This is a genomic window from Amycolatopsis sp. 3B14, assembly GCF_050958625.1.
In the GTDB taxonomy this organism is placed as follows: domain Bacteria; phylum Actinomycetota; class Actinomycetes; order Mycobacteriales; family Pseudonocardiaceae; genus Amycolatopsis_E; species Amycolatopsis_E thermoflava.
Genome location: NZ_JBHZEN010000037.1, coordinates 16,999 through 42,796, shown reverse-complemented (window position 1 = coordinate 42,796; position 25,798 = coordinate 16,999). Strand labels below are relative to the sequence as shown.

General features: G+C 71.1%; 22 protein-coding genes. 9 read left to right on the top strand and 13 right to left on the bottom strand.

The features are described 5' to 3' along the window. From ACCP09_RS21470 to ACCP09_RS21460, 3 genes are all read left to right on the top strand, one after another. Positions 1 to 762, top strand: a 762-nt coding sequence (locus ACCP09_RS21470; RefSeq protein ID WP_433749433.1) for a 2-oxo acid dehydrogenase subunit E2, incomplete at its 5' end; no start/stop codon positions are given. Then, positions 759 to 1,487: an IspD/TarI family cytidylyltransferase gene (locus ACCP09_RS21465; protein ID WP_433749430.1), complete on the top strand. Its 729-nt coding sequence runs from the start codon at positions 759 to 761 to the stop codon at positions 1,485 to 1,487. The genes ACCP09_RS21470 and ACCP09_RS21465, both read left to right, overlap by 4 nt. A 7-nt stretch (positions 1,488 to 1,494) precedes the next feature. Beyond that, entirely contained in the window at positions 1,495 to 1,827 is a 333-nt protein-coding gene (locus ACCP09_RS21460; RefSeq protein ID WP_027931036.1) for a hypothetical protein, read from the top strand. A 19-nt stretch (positions 1,828 to 1,846) separates the two neighbouring features. On the opposite strand, the gene ACCP09_RS21455 is transcribed toward ACCP09_RS21460, so the two are convergent. Continuing rightward, positions 1,847 to 3,637 (bottom strand): helix-turn-helix domain-containing protein, encoded by a 1,791-nt coding sequence (locus ACCP09_RS21455; protein ID WP_378333235.1) that lies wholly within the window; start codon positions 3,635 to 3,637, stop codon positions 1,847 to 1,849. A gap of 141 nt (positions 3,638 to 3,778) precedes the next feature. Between ACCP09_RS21455 and ACCP09_RS21450 the strand changes: the two genes are divergently transcribed. The 4 genes from ACCP09_RS21450 to ACCP09_RS21435 are packed head-to-tail and all read left to right on the top strand — an operon-like array spanning position 3,779 to position 8,820. Then, a complete protein-coding gene (locus ACCP09_RS21450) occupies positions 3,779 to 5,167 on the top strand; it encodes an MFS transporter (RefSeq protein WP_017981687.1) in 1,389 nt (462 codons plus the stop codon). Positions 5,168 to 5,179: 12 nt separating this feature from the next. Then, entirely contained in the window at positions 5,180 to 6,808 is a 1,629-nt protein-coding gene (locus tag ACCP09_RS21445) for a tannase/feruloyl esterase family alpha/beta hydrolase (RefSeq protein ID WP_433749424.1), read from the top strand. Positions 6,809 to 6,829: 21 nt separating this feature from the next. Next, positions 6,830 to 8,497 carry a long-chain fatty acid--CoA ligase gene (locus tag ACCP09_RS21440; RefSeq protein WP_433749421.1) on the top strand — a complete coding sequence of 556 codons (1,668 nt, stop codon included), beginning with the start codon at positions 6,830 to 6,832 and terminating at the stop codon, positions 8,495 to 8,497. Continuing rightward, positions 8,494 to 8,820, top strand: coding sequence for a putative quinol monooxygenase (locus ACCP09_RS21435; protein ID WP_027931040.1), 327 nt, complete (start codon positions 8,494 to 8,496; stop codon positions 8,818 to 8,820). The genes ACCP09_RS21440 and ACCP09_RS21435 overlap by 4 nt, the downstream gene beginning before the upstream one ends. A gap of 64 nt (positions 8,821 to 8,884) precedes the next feature. Here the strand turns inward: ACCP09_RS21435 and ACCP09_RS21430 are convergent, their stop codons facing one another. Beyond that, entirely contained in the window at positions 8,885 to 9,034 is a 150-nt protein-coding gene (locus ACCP09_RS21430) for a hypothetical protein (RefSeq protein ID WP_020419353.1), read from the bottom strand. Between the two features lie 128 nt (positions 9,035 to 9,162). Between ACCP09_RS21430 and ACCP09_RS21425 the strand changes: the two genes are divergently transcribed. Then, positions 9,163 to 9,630 carry an enoyl-CoA hydratase-related protein gene (locus ACCP09_RS21425; RefSeq protein WP_433749418.1) on the top strand — a complete coding sequence of 156 codons (468 nt, stop codon included), beginning with the start codon at positions 9,163 to 9,165 and terminating at the stop codon, positions 9,628 to 9,630. 67 nt (positions 9,631 to 9,697) lie between these two features. On the opposite strand, the gene groL is transcribed toward ACCP09_RS21425, so the two are convergent. The 8 genes from groL to ACCP09_RS21385 form a co-directional block, all read right to left on the bottom strand. Next, positions 9,698 to 11,347, bottom strand: coding sequence for a chaperonin GroEL (gene groL / locus ACCP09_RS21420; protein ID WP_017981681.1), 1,650 nt, complete (start codon positions 11,345 to 11,347; stop codon positions 9,698 to 9,700). A 39-nt stretch (positions 11,348 to 11,386) separates the two neighbouring features. Beyond that, positions 11,387 to 12,412: an NAD(P)-dependent alcohol dehydrogenase gene (locus tag ACCP09_RS21415; protein WP_027931042.1), complete on the bottom strand. Its 1,026-nt coding sequence runs from the start codon at positions 12,410 to 12,412 to the stop codon at positions 11,387 to 11,389. Next, complete coding sequence (locus tag ACCP09_RS21410) at positions 12,409 to 13,146, bottom strand: iron-sulfur cluster assembly protein (RefSeq protein WP_123682902.1); 738 nt, start codon at positions 13,144 to 13,146, stop codon at positions 12,409 to 12,411. The genes ACCP09_RS21415 and ACCP09_RS21410 overlap by 4 nt, the downstream gene beginning before the upstream one ends. Beyond that, a complete protein-coding gene (locus ACCP09_RS21405) occupies positions 13,143 to 14,177 on the bottom strand; it encodes an amidohydrolase family protein (protein WP_378364242.1) in 1,035 nt (344 codons plus the stop codon). Before ACCP09_RS21405 ends, ACCP09_RS21410 begins: the two co-directional genes overlap by 4 nt. Positions 14,178 to 14,258: 81 nt before the next feature. Beyond that, positions 14,259 to 14,609, bottom strand: a complete 351-nt coding sequence (mimD, locus tag ACCP09_RS21400) for a propane 2-monooxygenase effector subunit MimD (protein ID WP_017981677.1) — start codon at positions 14,607 to 14,609, stop codon at positions 14,259 to 14,261. Further along, positions 14,606 to 15,706: an aromatic/alkene monooxygenase hydroxylase subunit beta gene (locus ACCP09_RS21395; protein ID WP_027931045.1), complete on the bottom strand. Its 1,101-nt coding sequence runs from the start codon at positions 15,704 to 15,706 to the stop codon at positions 14,606 to 14,608. Before ACCP09_RS21395 ends, mimD begins: the two co-directional genes overlap by 4 nt. A 20-nt stretch (positions 15,707 to 15,726) precedes the next feature. Continuing rightward, complete coding sequence (locus ACCP09_RS21390) at positions 15,727 to 16,773, bottom strand: 2Fe-2S iron-sulfur cluster-binding protein (RefSeq protein ID WP_020419346.1); 1,047 nt, start codon at positions 16,771 to 16,773, stop codon at positions 15,727 to 15,729. A 68-nt stretch (positions 16,774 to 16,841) separates the two neighbouring features. Beyond that, positions 16,842 to 18,479, bottom strand: a complete 1,638-nt coding sequence (locus ACCP09_RS21385; protein ID WP_017981674.1) for a methane monooxygenase — start codon at positions 18,477 to 18,479, stop codon at positions 16,842 to 16,844. Positions 18,480 to 18,663: 184 nt separating this feature from the next. Between ACCP09_RS21385 and ACCP09_RS21380 the strand changes: the two genes are divergently transcribed. Next, positions 18,664 to 20,442 carry a sigma-54-dependent Fis family transcriptional regulator gene (locus ACCP09_RS21380; protein WP_037322552.1) on the top strand — a complete coding sequence of 593 codons (1,779 nt, stop codon included), beginning with the start codon at positions 18,664 to 18,666 and terminating at the stop codon, positions 20,440 to 20,442. On the opposite strand, the gene ACCP09_RS21375 is transcribed toward ACCP09_RS21380, so the two are convergent. Genes ACCP09_RS21375 through ACCP09_RS21365 form a run of 3 tightly spaced genes read right to left on the bottom strand, consistent with a single transcriptional unit; the run spans position 20,406 to position 25,793 of the window. Next, the gene (locus ACCP09_RS21375; RefSeq protein ID WP_433749408.1) at positions 20,406 to 20,960 is read right to left on the bottom strand and encodes a hypothetical protein; all 555 of its coding nucleotides are present in this window, start codon (positions 20,958 to 20,960) and stop codon (positions 20,406 to 20,408) included. The two genes, ACCP09_RS21380 and ACCP09_RS21375, sit on opposite strands and share 37 nt — an antisense overlap. Next, on the bottom strand, positions 20,948 to 24,400 hold the full coding sequence (locus ACCP09_RS21370; RefSeq protein WP_433749405.1) for an indolepyruvate ferredoxin oxidoreductase family protein: 3,453 nt from the start codon (positions 24,398 to 24,400) through the stop codon (positions 20,948 to 20,950). The genes ACCP09_RS21375 and ACCP09_RS21370 overlap by 13 nt, the downstream gene beginning before the upstream one ends. Positions 24,401 to 24,434: 34 nt before the next feature. After that, positions 24,435 to 25,793, bottom strand: a complete 1,359-nt coding sequence (locus ACCP09_RS21365; RefSeq protein ID WP_027931049.1) for an MFS transporter — start codon at positions 25,791 to 25,793, stop codon at positions 24,435 to 24,437. Positions 25,794 to 25,798 lie beyond the last annotated feature (5 nt).

Here is a 25,798-nt window from a genome sequence, read left to right as displayed (position 1 = left end):
CCGGCTGCGGCCGAGCCCGAGTCCGTGCCCGCGGCACCAGCAAGGGTCGCGGCCGTGCCCGCCGCCCGGCGGGCCGCGGCCGAACGCGGCATCGACCTGGCCACGATCACGCCCACCGGTCCCGCCGCCACCATCCGGCTCGCCGACCTGCCACCGCTGGAGGTGAAACCGCGGCGAAGCCCGCGCGCCGTGATCGCCCGGCGGATGTCCGCCAGCGCGCAGGTCCCCCAGTTCGTCGTCTACCGCGACCTCGAAGTGCCTGCGGCCGGCGACTGGACCACGGTGTTCCTGCGCGCCCTCGCGGGAGCGTTGCGACGGCACCCCGAGCTGAACGCCGAATGGGCCGACGGCGACGTGCGACGGCACGACCACGTCGGGGTCGCGCTCGCCGTGGACACCGGGCGCGGGCTGCTCGCCCCGGTGCTGCGCGACCCCGATCTGGACGACGGGCTGGCCGAGCGCGTCCGCGACCTGGTCCGGCGGGCCCGCGCCGGGAAGCTCACGCTCGCCGAGATGTCCGGCGGCACCACCACGTTGTCCAACCTCGGCGGGTTCGGGGTGGACGCCTTCCACGCGCTGCTCAGCCCGCCGCAGGCGACGGCGCTGGCCGTCGGGCGGGTGCAGGAGAAAGTGGTCCCGGTGCCCGGCGGCATCGGGCTGTCCCTGCGGTGCACGGTCGGTCTCACGGTCGACCACCGGGTCGGCGACGGCGCGGACGCCGCCCGGTTGCTGGCCTCGGTGCAGGAGCTGCTGACGTTATGATCGGCGGGATGGATCGACGTGCTCACGCCGCCGCGGTCGTGCTGGCCAGCGGGTCCGGGACCCGGGTCGGGGCCGACGTCAACAAGGTCTACCTGCCCCTGGCCGGACGGCGGCTGGTGTCCTGGTCGCTCGGCGCGTTCGCGCGGGTGCCCGGGATCGGTGTGCTCGTCCTGGTCACCCGGCCGCAGGACCACGAGCTCGTCGAGTGGGTGCTGGAACGCGAGGTCGACGGCGCCGAGGTCGAGGTGGTGCACGGCGGCCGCAGCAGGCAGGAGTCCGAGCTGCGCGCGTTGCGGCACCTCGCCGAACGCATCGACAGCGGCGCGGTCGACACGGTGCTCCTGCACGACGGCGCCCGCCCGCTGGCCAGCCCTGCGCTGATCGCGGGAGTGCTGCAGGCGGCGCGGCGGCACGGCGGCGCGGTGCCCGGTCTCGCGGCCGACGACATCATGGCCGTCGCGGACGGCGGGCTGGCGAACCTGCCGCGTGGCACGACGATCCGCGCGCAGACCCCGCAGGCGTTCCACGCCCGCCCGCTGCTGGACGCCTACGAAGAGGCCGCGCGGCAGCGGTTCGAGGGCACCGACACCTCGTCGGTGATGGAGCGCTTCTCCGGGCTGCCCATCCACTGGGTGGCCGGGGAACAGGAGAACATCAAGGTCACCTACGCACACGACCTGGTGATCGCCGAGCAGGTCCTGGCCTCGGCGAACTACCGGAGATGAGGCAGCGATGAGCACTGTCCGGCACGCGGAACTGACCTGCTCCCGGTGCGGCACGGACACCGTGCACGAGGTCGTCTACGCCGGGCGCCTCCTCGCCGAGGTCACCTGCACTGCCTGCGGGCGGACCTACGGCCGCGACGTGCGCGCCGACTACCTGGCCGACCTCCGCCAGCGGCTGGTCACCAAACCGAAGCGCATGCTGCGCCGCCTGCGCAAGGACCCGCTGCGGTTCGCGAGCTCACTGCCGAAGACCGTGCCGGCCAAACCGCTGGAACTGCTCTCGGAGATCCGCGTCGTGTGGCACTCCGGGAAGAACCGGCGGACGCGGGGCGAGCACTGAACCCCGTCGCGCGGGCATCTCACGCCGGGCCGGGCGCGACCGCCCGTAGCCGGTGCAGTCGCAACCCGAGCCGCAGTTCCAGGTTGTCCTCCTGGCGCCAGTCGACGCCCAGCAGCTCGCCGGCCCGGTCCAGCCGCTTCAGCAGGGTGTTGACGTGCAGGTGCAACGCCCGCGCGGTCGCCGCGACGTTGGCGCGGTTCGCGTAGTAGGCGTCGAGCGTGCCGACGAGGTCGGTGCCGCGCCGGTGGTCGTAGTCCAGCAGCGGGCCGATCGTGCCCGCGATGAACCGGTCGAGGTCGCGGACCCGTTCGGTGTCGAAAACCATGGCGTAGAGGGCGTAGCGCGCCGTGGTGGCGCCCAGGTCCGTGTGCCCCAGCGCGCGCACCACGGCGCTGCAGCGGCCGGCCAGTGAGAAGGCCCTGGCCCAATCCTGGTGGACCGCCCGCTCCCCCACGACCGTCACCGGCACGCCCGCCGCGCGGCGCAGGCGCCGGTGGACCTCCTCGACGGTCCGGTCGTCGTCGGTGCTGGGCAGGATCATCGTGGCCCGGCCGAGGTGCTCGCCTGCCAGTCCGGCGCGGTCCCTGGCGATGTCGTGCAGGTGCCGCGACAGCTCGGTGGACGACAGTGTGGCGGAGTCGGCGACGAGAACCAGCTCCAGCCGGTCGACGTCGATGTTGCGGGCCCTGGCTCGGGTGCGCTGGGCCGCGCTGGCCCCGGGACTGCCGACCATCAGCTCGGTCAGCAGCTCCCCGCTCAGCCGCTCGCTCGCCTCGGCGACGGCCCGTTCCTTGAGGATGAGCAGCCCCAGGATGTGGGTGGCCCGCTCCAGGGTCCGCACGTCCATGTCGTCCCGGACACCGCGTTCGCCGCCCGCCGCCCGGCTCCACGCGAGCGCGCCGAGGAAACTGTCGCCGGCCTGGATCGACGCCACGCTGTGGGCGACCCCCGCCCCGTCGACCGACGTGGTGCACCGGCCCGATCGCTGCGCGTTCCGGAAAGCCGCGGCGAGGTCGTCCACGGCCGGAGCCCGGCACGGGTCCGCCGCCGAGTCCCCGCGGACGACCGCGACGCCGGCCCGGTCCAGGAGCGTGACGCAGCCGCCCAGCTGATCGGCGAGGAGCTGCACGACGTCGCCGGGCGTCCCGCCCTCCAGCACCACCCCGGTGAGCGCTTCGTGGCTCGCCTGCGCCCGCTCCATGACGGCCACGTGCTCCTCGATCTTCCGGTACGCGACCCGCAGCTCCTGCAGGGCGGTCCGGCTGGCGTCGTAGAGCCGGGCGTTGTCCAGCGCGACTGCGGCGTGATCGGCGAACGCGCTCAGCAGGGCGATCTCCTCGGCCTGGAACGACCGCACGGACCGGTCCGCGGCGAACAGGGCGCCCACCGCCTCGCCCCGGATGACCAGCGGCACGCCGAGCAGCGCGACCAGCCCCTCGAGGCCGACCACGCGGTCGAAGTCCGGATCGTGGGCGATGCTGGTGGCGGCGGCGTAGTCGCGCACCCAGTGCGGGCTCCGGGACGCCAGGACCTTGCCGCCGAGCCCCACGTCGGCGGGGATGGACGCGGCCAGGAAGGACGCGGAGATCGTGCCCTCCGACGCCTTGGCCGACAGCCGCCCGTCCGCGCCGACCAGCGACAGGTACGTGAAGTCCGTGCCGATCAGGTCGTGGGCGTGCCGGACGATCGAGCGCAGCACCTCGTCGAGCTCGCCCAGCGCGGTGAGGGACTTGGCGGTCGCGTACAGGGACGTCAGTTCGCGCTGACGGCGCAGGAGCGGGTGCGACTCGCCCCCGGGGTCGCTGGCCACAGTGCCATCCCTCCTCCGCACCAGATGGAAGAAAGAACCACCAGAACGGCGTGAGGTGTGGATGATACACACCTCAACCACCCGGCAGCGGCGCCCCTAACCTGACCGCCATCACCCGTGCTCCCAACGAAGGCGGCATGTATGGCAACTCCGCTCGCGCAACCCGACGGACAGTCCGGCCGGCTGAGCACCGGCGGGCCCGCGGTCCCGCGCCGGTCCTTCCGCAAATTGCTGGCGGTGGGGCTGATCGGCAGCTCGATCGAGTGGTACGACTTCTTCCTCTACGGCACCGCGGCGGCGCTGGTGTTCCCCAAGGTGTTCTTCCCGCACTCCTCGGCGCTGACCGGAACGCTCCTCGCCTTCAGCACGTTCTGGGCCGGCTTCGTGGCCCGCCCGATCGGCGGGGTGCTCGCCGGGCACCTCGGCGACAAGTACGGGCGCAAGCCGGTGGTGGTCACCTGCCTGGCGCTGATGGGGGCGGCGACCTTCCTGATCGGCTGCCTGCCCAGCGCGGCGAGCATCGGCGCACTGGCCCCGACGCTGCTGGTCGTGCTGCGGTTCGTGCAGGGTCTCGCGGCAGGCGGGCAGTGGGGCGGCATCGTGCTGCTGCTCACCGAATCCGCCGGCGCGAAACGGCGCGGCTTCGCCGGGACCTTCGGGCAGACGAGCGTGCCCGTCGCCGTGATCATCTCCAACCTGATCTTCGTGGCGGCCAGCAGCCTGATGCCGGACAGCGCTTTCCTCAGCTGGGGCTGGCGCATCCCGTTCCTGGTGAGCGTCGTGATGTTCGTGGTCGTCCTCTACATCCAGACCAAAGTGGAGGACACGCCGGAGTTCCGCGAGCTGCAGCGGCGCGCGTCGCGGCCGGAGAAGGCGGTGGTCCGGGCGCCGCTGGCGCAGGTGGTGCGCACCAAGTGGGGAACCATCCTGCTCGGCTGCGGGATCCTCTCGGCCACCAACAGCCTGTTCTACGTCAGCATCTCCGGCCTGCTGAGCTACGGCACCGGCTCGCTCGGGCTCGAGCGCAACCCGCTGCTCGCGGTCGTGCTGGGCAGTTCCGTGGCGATGCTGGTGACCATCCCGTGGTCCGGTCACCTCTCCGACAAGGTGGGACGGCGGCCGCTGATCCTGATCGGCGGTCTGGGCGTCGCCGTCTGGGCGTTCCCGTACTTCTGGCTCGTCGACAGCGCGTCGCTGCCGCTGATCTTCGTCGCGGTGGTGGTGGGTTTCGTGTTCCAGTGCCTCACCTACGGCCCGATCGCGAGCTTCCTCGGCGAGCTGTTCGCGCCCAACGTCCGCTACTCCGGCGCGTCGCTGGCCTACCAGCTCTCCGCGATCATCGTCAGCGGTGGCACGCCGTTCCTCATGACCGCGCTCATCGCGCAGACCGGGAGCACCCTGCCGGTCGCCGCCTACATCGCGCTGATGGGCCTGATCACCTTCGTCAGCGCGTGGTTCCTGCCCGAGACGAACCCCGCCCAGGTCCGCGAAGATCCGCACGCCGTGCCCGGCGCGCACCTCTACCGCTGAAACGAGGACGGCATGCGAACCTCGCGTTGGACAGCCGTGCCCGCGGCCCTCCTGCTGCTGGCGACCGGATTCCCCGTGGCAACCGCCGCCCCGCCGTCGGCACCGGCGTGTGCGGCGCTGGCCGGAACGGACATCCCGGCCTCGGTGATGAGCCTGCCGACCTCCGGCGGGCGCGTCACGTCCGCGACGGTCACGACAAGCGTGGTCAGCGGCAAGACGATCGAGTACTGCCGGGTCGACGCGGACATCTTCCCCGTCGACCCCGCCGCGCCCGCCATCAAGATGCGCGTGGCCCTGCCCGCCGGCTGGAACCACAAGGCGATCATGTTCGGCGGTGGCGGCTACAACGGCACGATCCCGGACCTGACGGCGAACGTGCCGTTCGGCCCCGCCGACCAGCCCGCGCCACTGGCCCGGGGGTACGCCACGTTCGCCAGCGACTCCGGCCACCAGCAGGGGCCGGCCGCGCTGCCGTCGCTGGACGGGTCGTTCGGCGTGAACGACGAGGCGCTGCGCAACTTCGCCGCCGGTGACGCGCTCAAGAAGACTCACGACGCCAGCCGGTACCTCATCCGGCAGGCCTACCGCGCGAAGCCCGCCGAGGTCTACTTCGCCGGAGGTTCCACCGGCGGCCGCGAGGCCCTCGTCGTCGCGCAACGGTGGCCGGAGGCCTTCGACGGCGTGATTTCGGCCTACCCCGCCTGGAACAACCTCGCCGAGGTCCTGTACCTCGGGCACCTGACGCAGATCCTGTCCCGGCCCGGCGCGTTCCCCGGGCCGGACAAGCAGACGCTCCTCTACACCAGCGTCATCGGCGCGTGCGACGGCCTGGACGGCGTCGCGGACGGGGTGGTGTCCAACCCGGGCGGCTGTCACTTCGACCCGCGCACGCTGCGCTGCCCGGACGGCGCCGACACCGGGCCGGGGTGCCTGTCGGATCCGCAGATCGCCGCCGTGACCGCCATGTCCACCCGGTTCGAGTGGCCGTACCGGATCGCCAGCGGCGAGACCGGCTACCCCGGTTTCCCGTTCCTCTCCGGCGCGGACATGCGCACCCCGTTCCTCGGGTTCGGCACCACCGCGCCGGCCAACCCGATGCCGCTGACCAGCGGCTACGGCATGCAGTACTGGGACCAGTGGGTCAAGTACTTCCTGACCCGCGACCCCGGCCACGACCCCCTCGCCGTCGAACCCGGCGACCCCGGGCCGTGGCTGGACCGGATCAGCAGGCTGTCCACGATCCAGGACCGCAACGACGTGGACCTGCGCCCGTTCGCCGCCCGCGGCGGCAAGCTGATCCTGCTGCACGGCGCCGCGGACGAGCTGGTCTCCGACCGGTCGACCAGCGACTACTACCGGCGGGTGCGCGCGGAACTCGGCCCGCGGACCACGGACGGGTTCCTGCGGTACTACGTCGTGCCCGGAGCCAATCACGCGAACGCGGGCACACCGGCGTTCGCCGCGGGCTGGGACTCGCTGTCCGCGCTGGAGCGCTGGGTCGAAAAAGGACAGTCGCCCGTGGACCCGGTCGTCACCGACACGCGCCACCAGCGCACCCGTCCCCTGTGCGAGTACCCGGAATGGCCCCGGTACCGCGCCGGCGACCCGGACCGCGCGTCGAGCTTCGTCTGCACCCGCTGACCCCGACACAGGAAGATCACCATGCTCGGCTTGATGCAAGACCGTCCCCTGTCCCTGCCGCACGTGTTCCGGCGCGTCGAACGCCTCTTCGGGCACAAGACCGTGGTGTCGGGCCGGGTCGGCGGCGAGACCACGACGACCTGGGCGCAGGTGTGCGCGCGGGCGCGACGCCTGGCCGCCGCCCTCGACGAGCTCGGCGTCCCGGCCGGCGCCCGGGTGGGCACGTTCGCGTGGAACAGCCACCGGCACGTGGAGCTCTACCTGGCCGTGCCCTGCACCGGGCGGGTGCTGCACACGATCAACCACCGGCTGTTCGGCGAGCAGATCACCTACATCGTCAACGACGCCGCCGACGACGTGCTGTTCGTCGACCGCTCCATCCTGCCCGCCGTCTGGCCGCTGGTGGGCAGCTTCACCACCGTGCGTGCGGTGGTGGTCATGGACGACGGGAGCGACGCGGAAATCCCTGACGACGACCGCGTCTTCGACTATGAGGAACTCCTCGCGCGGGCCGGCGACACCGGCCGCGAGTTCACTGTGGACGACGAGAACACGGCCGCCGCGTTGTGTTACACGTCGGGCACCACCGGCGACCCCAAGGGCGTGCTCTACAGCCACCGCTCGGTGGTGCTGCACGCCGCGTTGTTGCTGATGGTGGACACGTTCGGCATCTGCGAACGCGACGTGGTGATGCCGATCGTGCCGATGTTCCACGTCAACGCGTGGGGGCTGCCCTACGCGGCCATGCTGTGCGGGGCCAATCTGGTGCTGCCCGGGCCGGCGATGTCCCCGCCGGAACTGGCGGGGATGCTCGCCCGCCACCGGGTCACGTTCGGGGCCGCGGTCGCCACGATCTGGCGTGGCCTGGTGCCCCTGCTCGGCGAGCACGACTTCTCCGCGGTCCGCCAGATCGTGTCCGGCGGCGGCGCGGTCGACGAGGCGCTCACCCGCGCCTACCAGGACGCGATCGGGCTGCCGTTGACCAACGCGTGGGGGATGACCGAAACCAGCCCGGTGGTCACCACCTCGCGGATCGCCACCGTGCACGACGACTACCCGGACGAAGAACGGCGGGCGCTGCTCGCCACCCCGGGGCCCGCCGTGCCGCTGACCGAGGTCCGCATCGTCGGCGACGACGGGCGGGAAGCCCCGTGGGACGGGCGGACGCCGGGCGAACTGCAGGCCGCCGGCCCCACGATCGCCGCGGCCTACTTCGGGAAACGCGACGGGGCGGACGCCTTCACCGGGGACGGGTGGCTGCGCACCGGGGACGTGGCGACCATCGACCGCCGCGGCTACGTGCGGATCGTCGACCGCACCAAGGACCTCGTGAAGTCGGGTGGCGAGTGGATCTCCTCGGTGGAACTGGAGAACGCGATCATGGAGCACCCCGGGGTCGCCGAGGCCGCGGTGATCGGCGTGCCCGACGACAAGTGGGGCGAGCGGCCGCTGGCCTGCGTGGTGCCGGCTGCCGGGGCCACGCTCACCGCGGAGGAGGTCCGGGACCACCTGCGGGGCCGCGTGGCGTCCTGGTGGCTGCCGGACGAGGTGTTCTTCTGCGACGAGATCCCCAAGACGGCGACCGGGAAGTTCGCCAAGCAACGGCTCCGGTCTCAGATCGAGACAGCTCGTGCCGGTTCCGGGTGCTACACCAACCGGGACACTGTGGCACGAAGGAGCAACGGATGATCTTCATCACGGCCAAGTTCCGCGTCAAGGACGAGCACGCCGACCGGTGGCCGGAAATCGCGCGGGAGTTCACCGCGGCGACCCGCGCCGAGCCCGGCTGCCTGTGGTTCGAGTGGTCCCGCAGCCTCGACGACCCGGCCGAATACGTCCTGGTGGAGGCATTCCGCGACGCCGACGCCGGCGCCCGGCACGTGCGGTCCGCGCACTTCCGGGCCGCGCAGGAGACGCTGCCCCGGCACCTCGCCGAGACGCCCCGGATCGTGAACACGGTGGTGGACCAGGACGACTGGTCCCAGCTCGGCGAGCTGGCCGTGCGGGACTGACCTTGCTGGTGGGGCGGCGCTCAGCTCAGCATCGGCTCGACCCGGCAGCCGCGCGGAACCGGCCTCACCGGCGGGGGCGCTCGGCCCCCGCCGGGTCGATCCGCCAGCCGGAGCCGGTCAGTGCGCTGAGCGCCCGCTCCAGGCACTCGCCATGCGGGCGCTCAGCGGTTTCCTCCCCGCGTGGCTCCTCGACGATCGGCTCGTTCAGCGTCATCCCCTCTTCCCTCCTGACTCGCCCTCAGCACACCAGAGCCCGTCCTCCGCGGCGGTCTCATTGTGAGACAAGGGAAACCGCCAGCCGCCGGTAGCTTACGGAGATCCCCGAGCGCTCCGGAGGCGACGATGCTGGACCTGCACTACGAGTCGGGCGCGGTGGTGGTCCGCCTCCGGGCGCCACGACCGCTCAGCGCCGAACTGCTCGACGCGCTCGCCGCCGCCATCACCTACATCGGGCCCGGGCATCCGATCGTCCTGACCGGGGTGGACGGTGTCTTCGCGGCGGACGTCGCGCCCGGCGGACGTGCGGCACTGGACCGGTTGCCGCCCGTGCTGGAGGCGCTGCGTGCACATCCGCTGCCCGTCGTGGCCGCCCTCAACGGCGACGCGATCGGCGCCGGGTACCGCCTCGCCGAGGCCGCCGCCACCCGCATCATCTCGGGCGGGGTCGTGCAGCCCGCACCTCCGCGCGGGATGCGTTACAGCCCGCTCGCGGCAGTGGCGGCCGGGCTGGCCGAAGTCCACTGTGCACCGGAGGACCTGATCGGCACCGCCCTCCGGCACGCCCGCGCGCAAGCACCGGTCGCCGGATAACGCGCACAGCACGGCGCCCACACAGCACCGGGCCCCACGCAGCACGCGTGGGGCCCGGTAGCCGTGCTCAGTAGATGTTCGACGGGCGCACCATGCCCTCGGCGAGGTCCCCGGCGCCGGGAGCGATGATCGCGCCGGGGTTGACCAGCACCTCCTCCACGATCGCGGTCTCCGTGGTGATCAGCAGCGCCGCGATGGAGGCCGCGCTCTCCAGCGCCGAACGGGTCACCTTGAGCGGGTCGACCACCCCGGCGGCGAACAGGTCGGTGTAGGCGCCGGTGAGGGCGTCGAACCCGCTGCCGTTGTCCATTGCGGACACCCGCGCCAGCACCTCTTCCCCGTCGTAGCCCGCGTTGGCCGCGATCCACCGCAGCGGCTCACCCAGAGCCCGGCGGACGATCTCGCGACCCTGCGCCGCGTCACCGTCCAGGCCGACCAGGTCCACGCACCGCGCGGCCTGCGCCAGCGACGCCCCGCCGCCGGCGACCACGCCCTCCTCCAGCGCCGCCCTGGCCGCCGCCAGCGAGTCCTCGACCCGCAGCATCCGCTCCTTCAGCTCGACACTGGTCGCGGCACCGACCCGGACGACGGCGATGCGCCCGGACAGCCGGGCGATGCGCAACCGCAGGCTGTCCTGGTCGTGCTCGATGCGGGCCCGCTTGAGCTGCTTGTCCAGCTGGCCGATCCGCGCCCGCACGGCCTGCTCGTCACCGGCCCCGCCGATGATCGTCGTGGTGTCCTCGGTGATCGTGATGTGCTCGCAGCGGCCGAGGTCGGCCTCGGTGACCTCGGCCAGCGTCAGACCGGAGTCGTCGCTGATCACCCGGCCGCCGAGCGCGGCGGCGAGGTCCTCCAGCTCCGCCACCCGCCGGTGCCCGAAGCCGGGCGCGCGCACCACGACCGCGGAGTAGGTGCCGTGCACGTTCCCGCTGAGGATCATCTGCAGCGCCGGGCCGTCGACGTTCTCCGCGAGGATCACCAGCGGCCGCCCGAGCCGCCGGGCGGCCTCCACGGTCGGCATCAGGTCCTGCACCTGGCTGATCTTCTTGTTGGTCAGCAGGATCGCGGGATCATCGTAGGCGGCCTCCATCCGGTCCCGGTCGGTGACCATGTACGGGGAGGTGTAGCCGTGGTCGAACTCGATCCCGTCCACCAGCTCGACCCCCAGGCCGGGCTCGTCGGACTCCTCCACCTCGACGACGCCTTCCCGGCCCACCGCCGCCAGCGCCTGGGCGATCACGCCGCCGATGCGTTCGTCGTCGCTCGCCGCCAGCGTGGCGATCCGCTCCAGCTCGGCCTCACCCGACACCTGGGCCGCCGACTTGCGCAGGTACTCCACGACCGCCTCGACGGTCTCCTCGATGCCGCGCCGCACCCGCATCGGGTTCGCCCCCTCGCCGAGGGCGGCCAGCCCCTCCCGCACCATCGCCTGGGCGAGGACCGTCGCGGTCGTGGTGCCGTCGCCGACGGCCCCGTTGGTCTTCATCGCGACTTCCTTGACCAGCTGGGCGCCCATGTTGGCGAACGGCTCCGCCAGCTGCACCTCCCTGGCGATGGTGACGCCGTCGTTGGTGATCGTCGGCGGACCGGTCAGCTTCTCCAGCACCGCGTTGCGCCCCTTGGGGCCCAGGGTGACCTTGACCGCGTCGGCCAGCGTGTTGACGCCGAGTTCGAGCCGGCGCCGCGCCTCTTCGCTGAACCGCAGCTGCTTCGCCATGATTGCCGTTTCCTTTCCGTGCCGGGAAGAACCCGCGATTCAGGGGATGAGGATCGCCCGGCCGCGGACCTTGCCCGCGTTCAGGTCGTCGATGGCCTGCTGGAACTCGTCCAGCCGGTAGCGGGCGGTGTGCAGTTTCACCTTGCCCTGGGCGGCGAGCACCATCAGGTCCTGCAGGTCGGTGTAGGAGCCGACGAGGTTGCCGATGAAGTTGATCTCGGTGGAGATGATGTCGATCGTCGGCACGTCGAGGTTCTCGCCGTACCCGACGACGTAGTAGTTGCCCGCGCGGCGCAGCATGCGCACGCCCTCCGCGGTCGAGCCGCCCTCGCCGACGAAGTCGAGCACCGCCTCGGCCCCGTGCCCGCCGGTCAGGTCGAGCACCTCCTGCACGTGGTCGCCGTCCGCCACGACGGTGACGTCGGCGCCGACCTCCTCGGCCAGCCGCAGCGCCGCGGGGTTGCGGTCCACGACGACGAGCGTGGCCGCGCTCATCGCCTTCAGGCACTGGATGCCGATGTGCCCGAGGCCACCGGCCCCGATGATCACGCACACGTCCCCCGGCCGCAGCACCTTCGCGGCCTTGGCGGCCGCGTGCTGCGCGGTGAGCCCGGCGTCCGCGAGCGCGGCCACGTCGGCCGGTTCGAGGCTGTCGTCGAGCTTGACGCACGACCGCGCCGAGGTGAGCAGGTACTCGGCGTACCCGCCGTGGGTGTCGATGCCGGGGAAGCGCGAGTTCTCGCAGTGCACGTCGTCGCCGAGCCGGCAGGCCCGGCACAGACCGCACGTGATCAGCGGGTGGAGGATCACCTTGTCCCCCACCGCCACGTTCGTCACCGCGTCGCCGACGGCGTGCACCCAGCCCGCGTTCTCGTGCCCGATCGTGTAGGGCAGGACGACGCCGGACTTCTCCGCCCACTGCCCTTCGAGGATGTGCAGATCGGTCCGGCACACGCCCGCCGCGCCCACCCGGACCACGACGTCCAGCGGCCCGGTGATCTTGGGCTCCTCGACGTCGCGCAGTTCCAGGTTCGAGTGGTAGCCGGTGACCTGTGCGGCTTTCATGGGTGGCTCCTGGTGTTGGTGACGACCGGGGCGGAGCCGGCGGGATCGACGCCGGCGTAGCGGGTGGCCAGCAGGCCCCGGCAGAAGTGGGCGTTGCCCTCGATGGACACACGGGTGGTGGTGGCCAGCCGCAACCGCAGCGCCACGTCGGACCGGGCGACCGGCGTCCCGTCGTGGTCGACCATCACGCGGGCGTGGGAGTGGTTGGGCAGGCCGATGGCCTCCCGCCGCCGCATCAGGGCCGACTTCAGACGGCCCTCCGGCAGGTCGAACAGTTCCAGCAGCGGCAGTTCCTCGACCGTCCAGGCGCCGCTGGCCAGCACCGACCGGCAGCACCGTTCCATCGCCGCCAGGTGGGCCTTGCGCTGGAAGGTCCGGCGCAGCTCGTCGAGGCTGTCCTCGGCCTCCACGCCGAAGGTCCCGACGTAACCGAGCCCCGCGGCGGTGCCGGCGTTGATCTTGCCGGAGTCGTGGTGGTCGTCGAGCAGCACCCGCACCCGGCCGGCCCCGGGCACCGCGGCCAGGGCGTCGTAGGCGTCGGCCACCATGAGGTAGGCGAAGTTGGGGGCGCAGAACGAGGTGGGCAGCCGCAGGTGCACCTCCACCCCCTCGTCGTCGATCGCGACGGACCGGACGAAACCCAGCTCGGTCACCGGTTCGTCCAGTTCGGGGTCGAGCACGGTGGACAGCGCCGCGAGCACCTCCGCCTCGACGGACACGGCCATCCGGGTCATGGGGCACCAGCTCCCGCGGCGACCTCGGCGTCCGCGTCACCGGCCTGTGTCGGCAGGCGCAGCTGCCGCGGCACGTCCAGGTCGTACAGCGCGGCCGCGTTGAGGCCGAGGATCTTCTTCTTCTGGTCGGTCGTGATCGGCGCGTACTCGGTCATGTCCTCCGGGATCTGGAAGTCGACGAACTTCTCCACGAGCCACTTCGGCGTCCACAACGCGTAGTCGCTGCCGAAGAGGATCTTGTCCTCGCCGATCCAGTACAGCAGCTCGCCGATGATCTGGGCGAAGTAGCGCGGCCGGGTGTGGATGAACGGCATCGCCACTGCCAGCCCGCCGTAGACGTTGGACTCCTGCGTGGCGATCCAGCAGAAGTCCTCCAGCCGGGGAAGACCGACGTGCTCGACGACGAAGTTCAGGTCGAGGTAGTCGGTGGCGACCTTGTCGATGTCGGCCACGTCGAAGGCGTCCCGGTCCAGCGGCCGGATCGTCGGTCCCTTGTGGACGTGGATGTTGCGGATGCCGAGTTCGAGGCACTCCTCGAGGTACCGGCGCGACCACGGCTCGTCGAGCTTGTAGCCGCGCGAGTCGCCGTGCCATTCGGCGGTGTAGAGCTTGACGCCCTTGAGCCCGAAGCGTTCCGCGTCCCGGCGCAGCTGCTCCAGCCCCGCCTCGCCGTGGCGCGGGTCGTAGGCGTGGTTGTAGGTCAGCTTGTCCGGGTGCTGCCGGGTGAGCCCGAACGCCTCCTCGGTCTGCCCGAACCCGTTGTGGTAGAAGTCGCTGAGCAGCGTGGCCTGGAAGATGGCGTGGTCGACGTAGCCCTCGCCGAAGAGGTCCTTCATGAACCGTTCGGCGCCGTAGTAGGTGTAGGTGTCGTAGTCCCAGACGACCTCTTCCGGGCTCAGGTTCTTGTGGTAGTCGTAGAAGCAGTCGATGAACTGCTTGCCGTGCACGTTCTTGTGGTTCGACGCCCGCCCGTCCCAGATGTGGACGTGCCCGTCGACCACGTAGTACTTTTCGCCGTCCTTTTCGTACATCGCTCGCCCTTCGCGGTGCTGGTGCTCGGTGGAACCGTGGTGGCGGGCCGGCCGGCCCGCCACCACGAGTGCGGGGTTTCGTCAGCCGTGCGCGGACAGGTCGAAACCGATGTACTCGGCGGCGTCCTCCGGGTTGGCGAACAGCAGGGTGCGGTCGTCCAGGTGCACCATGCGGCCGTAGTGGGTGGAGCTGATCTCCTCGAAGATCGACCCGTCGAACGGCTCGCCGAGAGCCTCGGTCAGCTCGTCGTAGTCGAACTCCAGGAGCCGGGTGCCGTCCACGCGGATCATCGACGGGTACTCCACGAGCGAAACGCCGTCCTTGGCCCCCATCACGTCGGCGACCACGCGCCCGACCGGGGTGTTCATCAACGTGACGCCGCACATGTTCGAGGACCCGGCCTGCGAACCGAACTGCATGGTGCTGCTCACTTGTCCAACTCCTTCGGGGTGTCCAGCCCGATCTCCTCGAGCAGCTGGGTGAACTTCTCCTTGGTCGCGCCGAGCGAGTCGGCGAAGGTGCGGGCCTTCTCCGCCGGCTGGGACCAGATCGGCTGGAGCGCGTACGCGGCGTCCAGGCACGGCGGCACCCACTTCGCGAGCCACTGGCCGAACAGTTCCTTGTTGCTCGCGCCGTGCTGCTCGTCGCGGGTGAGCATCCGGAACAGGGCCCGCGTGTAGCCGAGGTCGCGGTTGTAGTCGTGCTCGCCGGTGCCGACGATGGTCGGGGTGATGTAGTCGCCGTTGGTGGCGGAGATCTGCATGACCAGCTCCGACCGGAAGAGCTGGCCGACGAGCTGCTCGAACACGACGTTGGCGCCGAACAGCAGTTCCGCCCAGTCGCCGACCGCGGTCAGCTCCTCGACGGCCTTGCGGGTGGGCTGCCACTCCTCCGCCGAGGCCCACACCTCCTTGTGCACCGACCCGTCGAAGGTGTCCAGCGACTCCGACAAGTCCAGGTTGAACAGCGCGAGGTCCTGGGCGAACCGCATCTTGTGCGCCGCGTTGACCGCCACCGCAGTGTTGATCATGTTCGTCGGTCCGGAGCGCTGGATCGAGGTGAACACGTGCAGCGCCATCCCGTTCTCGGCGTGCATCCAGGCGCCGAGGTTGCGGGCGATGAACTTCTGCCAGGCGGTGTTCCAGTTGCCGTAGGCGCCGGCGCGCTTGGCGTTCTCCAGGCACAGGGAGACCTGGCGGACCACCGCGGAGTTGTTGCGGTAGATCGTCTGCTCCCACTCCTCGTTCGGGTCGAGGAAGGCGTGCCAGTTCGACGACTTCGCCGCCGTCCACTCCTGCGGGTAGCCGCCGGGCCCGTCGCCGAAGCCGTAGATCCAGCCCTGGGACAGGTGCCGCTCGGGGTCCGGCTGCACGTCGACGGTAACGTCCTCGTACACCGTGGCGCGCAGCTTCGCCGGCTTGAAGTAGTTGTAGCTGCGGCTCTTCGAGCTCGGGAACTCCAGGGCACCCGCCTCGGAGTCGGTGAACTCCACCTTCGGGAAGCTGCGCGTCTTCGCACTGCTCGTCATGTGATGTCTCCTTGCGATGTCTACTCGTCGCGAACCGACGTGGTGAATTTGTCGTAGAACACCTGGTCGTCCGGCACGCCCTGGCTCGCCGCCAGCGCCAGCGCGGCGTCCACCATGGGCGGCGGGCCGCACAGGTACACCTCGCTGCGGTGCAGCTCGGGCTCCCTGGCCGCCACCACGTCGGTGACCATCCCCGGTTCGGCCGTGACCCCGAGCTCACCGGCGCCCTCGGTGGACTCCGAGAGCGCGACGACGAACCCGAAGTCGGGCAGCCGTTCGCCCAGGGCGCGGATCTCGTCCAGGTAGAACAGGTCCGCGGCGGTGCGGGCGCCGTAGTAGAAGCGGATCCGCCGGGTGTCCCCGGTTTCGCTGAGGTGGCGCAGCAGGCTGAGCACCGGAGCCATGCCGGCGCCGCCCGCCATCAGCACCAGGGGCAGCACGTGCCCGTTCTTGAGCGTGAAGTTGCCGTACGGCCCGGTCAGCTCGATCGTGTCGCCGGCCGCGATCCCGTCGTCGAGCAACGCGGAGAACCGGCCGCCCGGGTACTTCTTGATGACGAACTCGATGTGGTCGGCGGTGGATGGGATCGTCGCCATCGAGAACGACCGGTGCTCGTCGGTGCCCGGGATGGTCAGGTCGGCGTACTGGCCGGGTTTGAACTCGTACGCCGGCGGGTCGACCGGCTTGAGCTTGAGCCCGACGATGTCGTGCGTGTGCTCCACGATCTCGACGACCTCGGTCCGGATCCGCTGCAGCGGGGCGGAGTTGAGCAGCTCCTCCTCGTCGAAGTTGAGCAGCTCGATGGTGCAGTCGCTGAAGGCGTGCGCCCGGCACAGCAGCACGTAGCCCTCTTCGACCTCGGCGTCGTTGCAGGCGAACGTCGAGTAGCGCTCCATCTGGATCTCGCCGTCCAGCACATACGACTTGCACGCCGAGCACTGGCCCTCGCGGCACCCGTGCATGAGGTGGATGCCCTGGCGGAACGCGGCGTCGAGGATCTTCTCGTCCTCGCCGACCTCCATCTCGATGTCGACCGGTTCGAAGGAGATGCGGTGCTTGTCGGCCATTGGTCTCTCGATTCTCCGGGGAGCGGACGGCGGTGGGGGCACACCGCCGTCCGCGGGTCCTCAGGCCGTCAGGCGACCGTGACGTTCGGGTTGGCGCGGTAGGCCGCGGCCCACTCCTCGCGCTCCTGATCGGTCATCTGGTTGAGCGTGACGTTCGGGCTGGCGAACCGGATGCCGCGGAGGTCGTCGAGCGTCCACAGCTTCTTCGGGTCGTCCAGGTCCAGGTGCGGCTGCGGGATGAGCGTCTTGCCGTCGTCGCGGACGTAGCCCAGGTCCTTGACGATGTCGGCGAGGTCGCGGTCGTGGTGCAACGTCTCCCACTCGCGCTTGCCGGTGAGCCGGCCCATGTTCGGGGTCTCGCGGCCCTCGTACTCGGGGCGGAAGGCGACCTTGTCGGTCCAGGCGCAGGTTTCCGAGCAGTAGGTGCGCCACTGGTCGTCGACCTTGTCGACCACCAGGTCCTCGCGGACCAGGCAGGGCACCATGCAGGTCCAGCAGCGGTGCGGGTACTCGTAGCCGACCTCTTCGAACGCGATCGGCTTGTTCCGGCCCGGGTAGCGCAGCCGGTTGTAGGCCTCCCACCACTTGCCGAACTGGCTGTACCAGCCCGGGTACTTGTCCTCGAACCATTCGAAGTCGGCGTCGGTCATGCCGTCGATGCGCCAGTAGTTCACCGGCCAGCCGGTGGCGAAGAACTGCGCGACCCGGTGCACGTAGAACTTGTTCGTGATCCGGTTCCACGCCTCCTCGACCAGGTCGTGCGGGATGACCAGGCCGTACTTCTCCAGCGGGAGCAGGTAGCTGCGGTAGTAGTCGTCGTAGATCCAGCGGCGCCACATCTCGGCGTAGGACTCGCGGTCCTTGCGGCGGTCCTTGGTGCCGTACTCGATGAACGTGCCGATCGCGGCGTCCACCACGCAGTGGTTGTTCCACCAGGCGTAGCGCAGGTCGCGCTCCAGCAGCGGCCGGTTGCGCTCGTCGGCCAGGGCCATCAGCAGGATGGAGTAGCCGTTGCTGATGTGCCGCGACTCGTCGGACTGCACCGAGTGGAAGACGGTCGGCAGCAGGTAGTCGCCGTTGGCGGCGGCCTCGTCGGGCATGGCGACGAACAGCGTGTTGGTGAACGCGGTCTCGGCCACCACCGTGAGGTAGATGTTGGCGGCGGTGATCGCGTCACCGGTGATGAACCCCTCGCCGAACTGGCGGCCGATGGTGCCCGCGTAGTTGTTCGCGAACGCCTTCTCGGTGATGTCGAACCCCGCCGGGTCGATGTAGTTGTTCATGTACAGCTTCTTGAGGTTCATCTGGATCGTGGAGTGGCGAACCTCGTCGATCATCTGCACCGCGAGTCCGTTGTGGATTTCCGGGTTCGGCACGGCGTCGATGGCCATCGGCATCGCTCGCGCCGCGGAGATCTCCGGGAACGGGATGATGGACAGGAACAGCTTCTGCCACTCGAGCCAGCGCTGCTGCACCTGCCGGAACATGTTGCCGCGGATCGCGCCGTCCATCGCGCCGAAGACGCGGTTGTCCTTCTCCTCCTCCATCGGGAAGTAGGAGCGCATGATCTGCTTGAGCGGGTCCTTCTTGGGGGCCTTCTCGAACGTGTAGTCCGTGCCGAACCGCGTCGCCGGCGTGGCGAAGGTGGGCTCCCAGGACAGCTCGGTGATCTTGTTGTGCGCCTTGGTGAGACTCTGCCTGCTCAATTCAGCCTCCTCGGGCCGGGTCTCGCCGCCCGGCAGTCGTCACTGACGGGGGAGAGTGTGTTGCGCATCGCAGGTGAGTTCTGTCTCAATGTGAGACCGGGATACGGCACGATCTCCGCCACGATGGGTTTTCGTGGGTGGATCAGCCCAGTGACCACAGCACTCGACGTCAAGGGAGACGGTGGTGACGAGGCCAGGACACCGGTCGGAATCGCAGGTCAGCGCTCTGCGGGAGAAGTTTCTGTCGCGTCCAGTGCCCGAGCTGGCGGGCGTACGGGAGATCATTTCCGCGTCGTGGCGGCGCGCGCTGGAGCACCGGATCGACGCCGACGAACCCGATCCGATCTTCGTCGCCGACCGTGACGAGGACAGCCTTCTGCTGCGCAGCGCCAAACCGATCCTGGACAACCTGACGTCCGAACTGTCCGATCACCCGGTCGCCATCCTGCTCACCGACGCCGACGGGCTCGTGGTGAGCCGCTCCAGCCCGGACCGCGCGCTGCACTCCGGTTTGGACCGGATCTGCCTCGCCCCCGGGTTCAGTTACGCGGAGGAGTCGATCGGGACGAACGGGATCGGCACGACACTCGAATGCCAGCAACCCGTGCTCGTGTCCGGCTTCGAACACTTCAACAGCCGCCTGGCGGCCTTCGAATGCGCCGGCGCGCCGATCCACCACCCCATCCGAGGTCACCTGGTCGGAGTACTCGATCTCACCTCGTGGACCGGCACGCCCGGCCCGCTGCTGCTGACCCTCGCCCGCACGACCGCGAAGCGGATCGAGGAGGCGATGCTCGCCGGCGCCGGGGCCCGTGAGCTGGCGCTGTTCCGCGAATACCTGGCGTCGTGCCGGCGCGGGTCGGGCGCCATCCTGGCCGTCAACGAGGACGTGGTGATGGTCAACAACCACGCCCAGGACCTGTACGACGCGGCGGACCGGGCGGCGCTGATCACCCACACGGCCGATGTCGCCGGATCCCCCACCCCGGCGACGGTCCTGGCCGACCTGCCGTCCGGTGTGGTCGCCCGTCTGGAGTACCGCCCGGTACACCACGGTTCGACCCTGGTCGGCGGGTTGTTCCGGGTGAAGAACCAGGCCGTGCCCCGGCGCGCCGCCGGTCGCGCCGATGTGCGGCTGCCCGGGCTGGCCGGGAGCAGCCCGGTGTGGCGGCAGGCGTGTGCCGCGGCGGAGGCGAGCATCACCGGCGGGAACTGGCTGGTGCTGACCGGCGAGAGCGGGACGGGCAAGACGGCCCTCGCGCAGGCCGTGGCCCGCCGGCACGCGCCCGGCCGCCAGATCGTGCTGGACTGCACGCCGGTGGGCAACCACGAGGCATGGGCGCACGGCCTCGCCGACGAGGTGAGCGGCGGGAACTCACCCGCGGTGATCCTGCGCCACGCCGACACGCTGACCGACGACGGGATGCGGCGGCTCACCGAGCTGTTCACCACCTGGCAGAGTGCTCCCCCGGACGACGCGCCGGCCTGGGTGGCGGTCACCGTGGGCGAGGACCCGCGCGGGACGGAGATCCACAACTGGCTCATGCCGTTCTTCGCGCACACGGTCGAGGTGCCGCCGCTGCGGCACCGGATCGAAGACGTGCGCCGCCTGGTGCCCGCCCTGCTGGCCCGCCACGCGGGCAACCGCGACCTCGAGGTGTCGGACGCGTGCCTGCGGCAGCTGATGCGGCTGCCCTGGACCGGCAACGTCCGCCAGCTCGACGACGTCCTGGCCCAGGTCTCGCGGCGGCGCCGGACCGGCCTGATCGAGGTGGACGACCTGCCCGCGGAATGCCGCACCGTGACCCGGCGCCAGCTGACGCGCCTGGAGATCATGGAGCGCGACGCGATCGTGCGCAGCCTCGCGGCCAACGACGGCAACAAGGAACGCGCGGCCGCGGACCTGGGCATGTCCCGGGCGACGATCTACCGCAAGATCCGGGCGTTCAGCATCGTGCCCTGACCGGCGTGCCGGTGCTCCCCCGCGCGGCGCAGCGTCCGGGTGCGCACGGGCGCCGAGAGCACGACGTCGCGGACGGGAAAGTCGCCGAGGGCGGTCACGAGTTCGGCGACCCGGTGCGGCTCGGCGGCCAGGAACAGCGTGCAGCGGCCGTGGCCCACCTCGACGATCTCGGCCGACATCGCCTGGGCGACGGTGACGACCTCGGGCAGCCGGTGGGCAGGCGCGTCGATCACCACGAACGCGGCGCGCCGGGCGTGCGACTCCTCGTCGGGCAGATGGACGACCTTGAGGACGTCCGGCGAGCGGTGCAGGTACTTGACCGCCCGGCGCACCTCGAGGTCGTCCCCGGCGGCCAGCTCGACCGTCATGCGGCGGCGGCCGCCGGCCGGGGCGCCGACGTCCAGGGTGAGCACGTCGAACCGCCGGGCGGTCAGGATCGAGGTGACACGGGCGATCGCGTAGGGCGTCTCGATGACGTCGAGCCGCAGCACCGCCGAGCACGGGGCTACTGGTGGCACACCGCTCCCTCCGACAGGCCGGCCAGGAGGTCACGCGCGCGGGCCCGGAACTTCGCCACGTTGGCGAGCTTGATGTCCTCGTAGCCGCGCACCAGGTCGGGCAGCGCGACGATCTCACAGACCGCGTCCAGCGTCGCCGGGGTCAGGTGGGTCAGCGCGTCCCGCACCAGGGCCTGGTACTCGCCGACGAGCTGCCGTTCGGTCCTGCGCACCGCGGCGTAGCCGAACACGTCGAACGGCGTGTGCCGCAGCTTCCTGGCCGCGCGGAGGCCACGGAAGGCCACCTCGGCGGTGCGCCCGCGCAGGCGGATCTTCCGCTTCATCCCCAGCGCCCGCAGCACCGGCGGATGCAGCATCACCGACACCTTGGCATCCGGCCCGAACTCGGCCTCCCGCCGCGCTTTCTCCACCGGGTCGAGGTGGAGGCGGGCGACCTCGTACTCGTCCTTGTACGCCAGGAGCTTGTGCAGGCCACGGGCGTAGGCGAGCCCGACTCGCTCCGCGGCGACGTCGCCGGCGCGGGCTTCCACGATGCCCACGACGCGGTGCACCTCCTCGGCGTAGGCGCGGGCGAACGCCTCGTTCTGGTAGCCGGTGAGGTCGGCGATCCGGGTGGCGAGCGCCGCTTCGAACCCGGCCTCCGCCGGCTCCGGGCCGGCGCCCGCCGCGGCGAACACCGCCTCCGGGTCGATGACCGCCGCGCGTCCCCAGCGGAACGCGGCCAGCGTCTTCTCCACCGCCGCGCCGTTGAGCCGGATGGCCTGCTCGATCGCCGCCGCCGCGACGGGGATGCAGCCGTGCTGGTAGGCGGCGCCGACGAGCAGCATGTTGGCGGGCATGTGGTCGGCGAACAGCGATTCGGACAGGCGCTGCGCGTCCAGGTGCAGGTTCGCCTCCGGCGTGGTGGCCTCGGCGACGCGCGCGAGCAGGTCGTCGACGCTCCCCGGCACGGCGACGCGGTTGGTCACCATCGCCGCGGTCGGCACCACGGAGGTGTTCAGGACCGCGATGGTGCGGCCGCCGCGGGCCGTGGCCAACGTGGACTCCTCGGCCGCGCCGAGCAGGTCGAAGCCGATCAGGACGTCCACTGTGGAACGCGACGCGCGCAGCGAGCCGCGTACCGGTTGCTTGCCGATCCGGACGTCCGAGGTGACCGGCCCGCCCTTCTGCGCCAACCCGGTCTGTTCGAGACCGGCGGCGAACCTGCCGTCCAGGTGCGCGGCCATCTGCAGGATCTGCGACACGGTCACCACGCCGGTGCCGCCGATGCCGGGCATCCGCAGCAGTGTCTCGGTGCCGGTGACCTTCGGCTCCGGCTCGACGAGCGCGACGGGCGGTTGTCCCGGGAGCGGTTCGCGCTGGGCGCCCGGTTCGACGAGCAGGAAGGACGGGCAGTCGCCCTTCAGGCAGGAGAAGTCGGAGTTGCAGGAGGCCTGGTGGATGCGGGTCTTGCGGCCGAACTCGGTGTCGACGGGTTGCACCGACAGGCAGGTGGACACGTCGCCGCAGTCACCGCAGCCCTCGCACACCCGCTCGTTGATCACGACTTTTTCGGCGGGGGTGGGCAGTTGGCCGCGCTTGCGCAGCCGCCGCTCTTCGGCCGCGCACTGGTCGTCGTGGATCAGCACGGTGACGCCGTCGACCGCGGCCAGTTCGGCTTCGGCCTCGGCGAAGTCGTCCCGGTGGCGGACGGACGCGATCGGGTCCAGCGCCACGCCCCGGTACTTGCCGGGATCGTCGGTGGTGATCACGATGCGCCGCACGCCCTCGGTGGCCAGCAGCCGGGTGATCTCGGGAACCGACAGCCGCCCGATCACCTGCTGGCCGCCGGTCATCGCGACGGCGTCGTTGTAGAGCAGCTTGTAGGTCATGGTGACCTCACCGGCGACCGCGGCGCGGATCGCCAGCGAACCCGAGTGGTGGAAGGTGCCGTCGCCCAGGTTCTGCACGAAGTGCCGGTCGCCGGTGAACGGCGCGAGCCCGATCCACTGGGCGCCCTCCCCGCCCATCTGGGTCAGGCCGATCTGCCTGCCGCGGCCCGCGCCGTCGAGGGCGATCATGACGTGGCACCCGATGCCCGCGCCCACGAGCGTGTCGTCGGCGGCGCGGGTGGAGGTGTTGTGCGGGCAGCCCGAGCAGAAGTACGGCGTGCGTTTGCCGGCGGCCAGTGGCACGCCGATGCGCGCGGGCCGCCGGGGCGCGATCGCGGCGAGGTGGGCGACCGCGGCGGGCGGCAGGCGGTCCGGGCCGATCACCGCGGTGATGCGGGCGGCCACGGCCTGGGCGACGTCCTCCGCGCCGAGCTGTCCCCGCGCGGTCAGCAACGGCCGCCCGGTCTCGTCGCGCCGGCCCACGACGTTCGGCGCGCCCGGCCGCCGGTACAGCGCCTCCTTCAGGTGGCCTTCCAGGAAAGGCACCTTGTCCTCCACGACGAGCACCTCATCCAGCCCGTCGGTCAGCCGGACCAGCTCCTGGTCGTCGAGGGGGAAGGGCATGGCGAGCCGGATCAGCCGGAGCCCGAGCGCGTCCATCGCCGTTTCGTCGAGGCCGAGGTCGTCGAGGGCGCGCTGCAGGACGGCGAACCCGGTGCCGGAGGCGAGAATGCCCAGGCGGGCGGAAGCGGCGGAGAACACCACCCGGTTGAGCCGGGCGTCGCGGGCATAGGCGCGGGCGAGGTCCAGGCGTCGCGTGAGCAGGTCGAATTCGGCGTCCAGCGCCGCCGGGCCGAGGAGCGTCGGCAGCGGGCCGCGCTCGCGGCGGGCCGGTTCGGGGATGCCGGCCCGCAGGTCGCCCACGTCCACGGTCGCGGAGGCGTCGGCGATGTCGGCCACGATCTTCAGCCCGGTCCACAGCCCGCTCGCGCGAGACAACGCGACCGCGTGCAGCCCGAACTCGACGATCTCGGCGACCGAGCCGGGTGCCAGCAGCGGCATCGACAGGCTCTGCATCATCGGCTCGCACGAACTCGGCACCGTCGAGGACTTGCTCGCCGGGTCGTCGCCGATCCAGGCGACCGCCCCGCCGAGCGGCGCGGTGCCCGAGATGTTGCCGTGCCGGATCGCGTCCGCGGCCCGGTCCAGGCCGGGGTTCTTGCCGTACCAGAACCCGGTGACGCCCTCGTGCCGCCGCCCGGGCAGCTGGTCGAGCAGCTGCGTGCCGGCGACGGCGGTCGCGGCGAGCTCTTCGTTGACGCCCGGCCGGAACACCACCCCCGCCGGGTCGAGGAACCGCGCGGCCCGGCTCATCTCCAGGTCCACCCCGCCCAGCGGCGAGCCCTGGTAGCCGGAGACGAACACGCGGGTGGGCAGCCCGCGGGAGCTGTCCAGGCGGCGCTGTTCGAGCGTCAGGCGCACCAGGGCCTGGATCCCGGACAGCAGGACCCGCCCGCGGTCGGCGGTGTACTTGTCGTCGAGGGACACGGTGGTGGTCTGGGTGGTCACTGGGCTCTCCGTCAACCGGTCGGGGTGGCGAGGATCAGGGTCGGGTTTGGGCGGGGGTGCCCGCGGCCGCACGGGAACGCCTGCGGATCCGGCGCCCGACACCGGCCATCGTCACAGCGGCGCCGGTCAGGAACACCGCCGTCACCAGCACCGCCGCGCTGCTGTTGCCCTGCCCCGGTCCGTCACCCTTGATCAGGGCCACCATGTACGGCGAGACGAACCCCGCGAGGTTGCCGACCGCGGTGATGAACGCGATGCCGGTGGCCGTCGCCGGGCCGCTGAGCAGGTACGGCGCGTGCGCCCAGAACACTGGCAGGGTGGAGATGCAGCCGACCGCGGCGAGCGTGAACCCGGTCAGCGCCAGCAGCGGGGACCCGGTGAGGCTCAGCGCGCCGAGCACGAGCCCGGCGACACCGGCCAGCGCGGGCACCACGTAGTGGCGGGTGCGTTCCCCGGTGCGGTCGGAATTGCGCGCCAGCAGCCACATCGCGAGCGCGGCGAACACGTACGGGATCGCCGTGAGCCAGCCGATCTGCGCGGTGCTGAACGATCCCATCTGCCGGACTATGGTCGGAAGGAAGAACGCCATCGCGTACAGCGGGATGATCATCGCGAAGAACGCGAACGACATGCCGAGCACGCCCCGGTCGCGCACCGCGGCGCGCAGCGAGCCGGCGCGGTGCCCGCCCGCGGAGTTGGCCTCCTCCTCCCGGTCCAGCTGGGCGATCAGCCACGCGCGCTGCCGCTCGCTGAGCCACGTCGCCTGCGCGGGCTTGTCCGTCAGGAAGCGCACCACCACGAACGCCATGACCAGGCACGGGAAACCTTCGACCAGGAACATGAACTGCCAGCCGGTCAGGCCCCACGGCGTGAACCCCATGAGCCAGCTGGACAGCGGGGCGCCGATGACCGTCGACACCGGCACGGCGATGTAGAAGACGCTGATCAGCCGCGCCCGCCGCACCGCGGGCACCCACTGGCTGAGGTAGAGGATCACGCCCGGCACCAGGCCGGCTTCGGCGACGCCGAGGAGGAACCGCAGCGCGTAGAAGCTCCACTCGTCGCGGACCAGGAACATCGCCATCGACACCAGGCCCCAGGTGAACATGATGCGCGCGATCCAGTACCGGGCGCCGACGCGGTAGAGGATCATGTTGCTGGGCACTTCGAACAGCACGTAGCCGACGAAGAACAACCCCGCACCGAGGCCGAAAGCTGTTTCGCTCAAGGCGATGTCCGGCTGCATCTTCAGCTTCGCGATGGAGATGTTGGTGCGGTCGAGGTAGTTGAGGACGTAGACGAAGAACAGCAGAACGCCGAGCCGCCACGTGACCTTGCGCAGGGTGGTCCGCGCGAGCTCGTCGTGGTCGGCAACGCCGGTGTTGCCGGACATGGGTT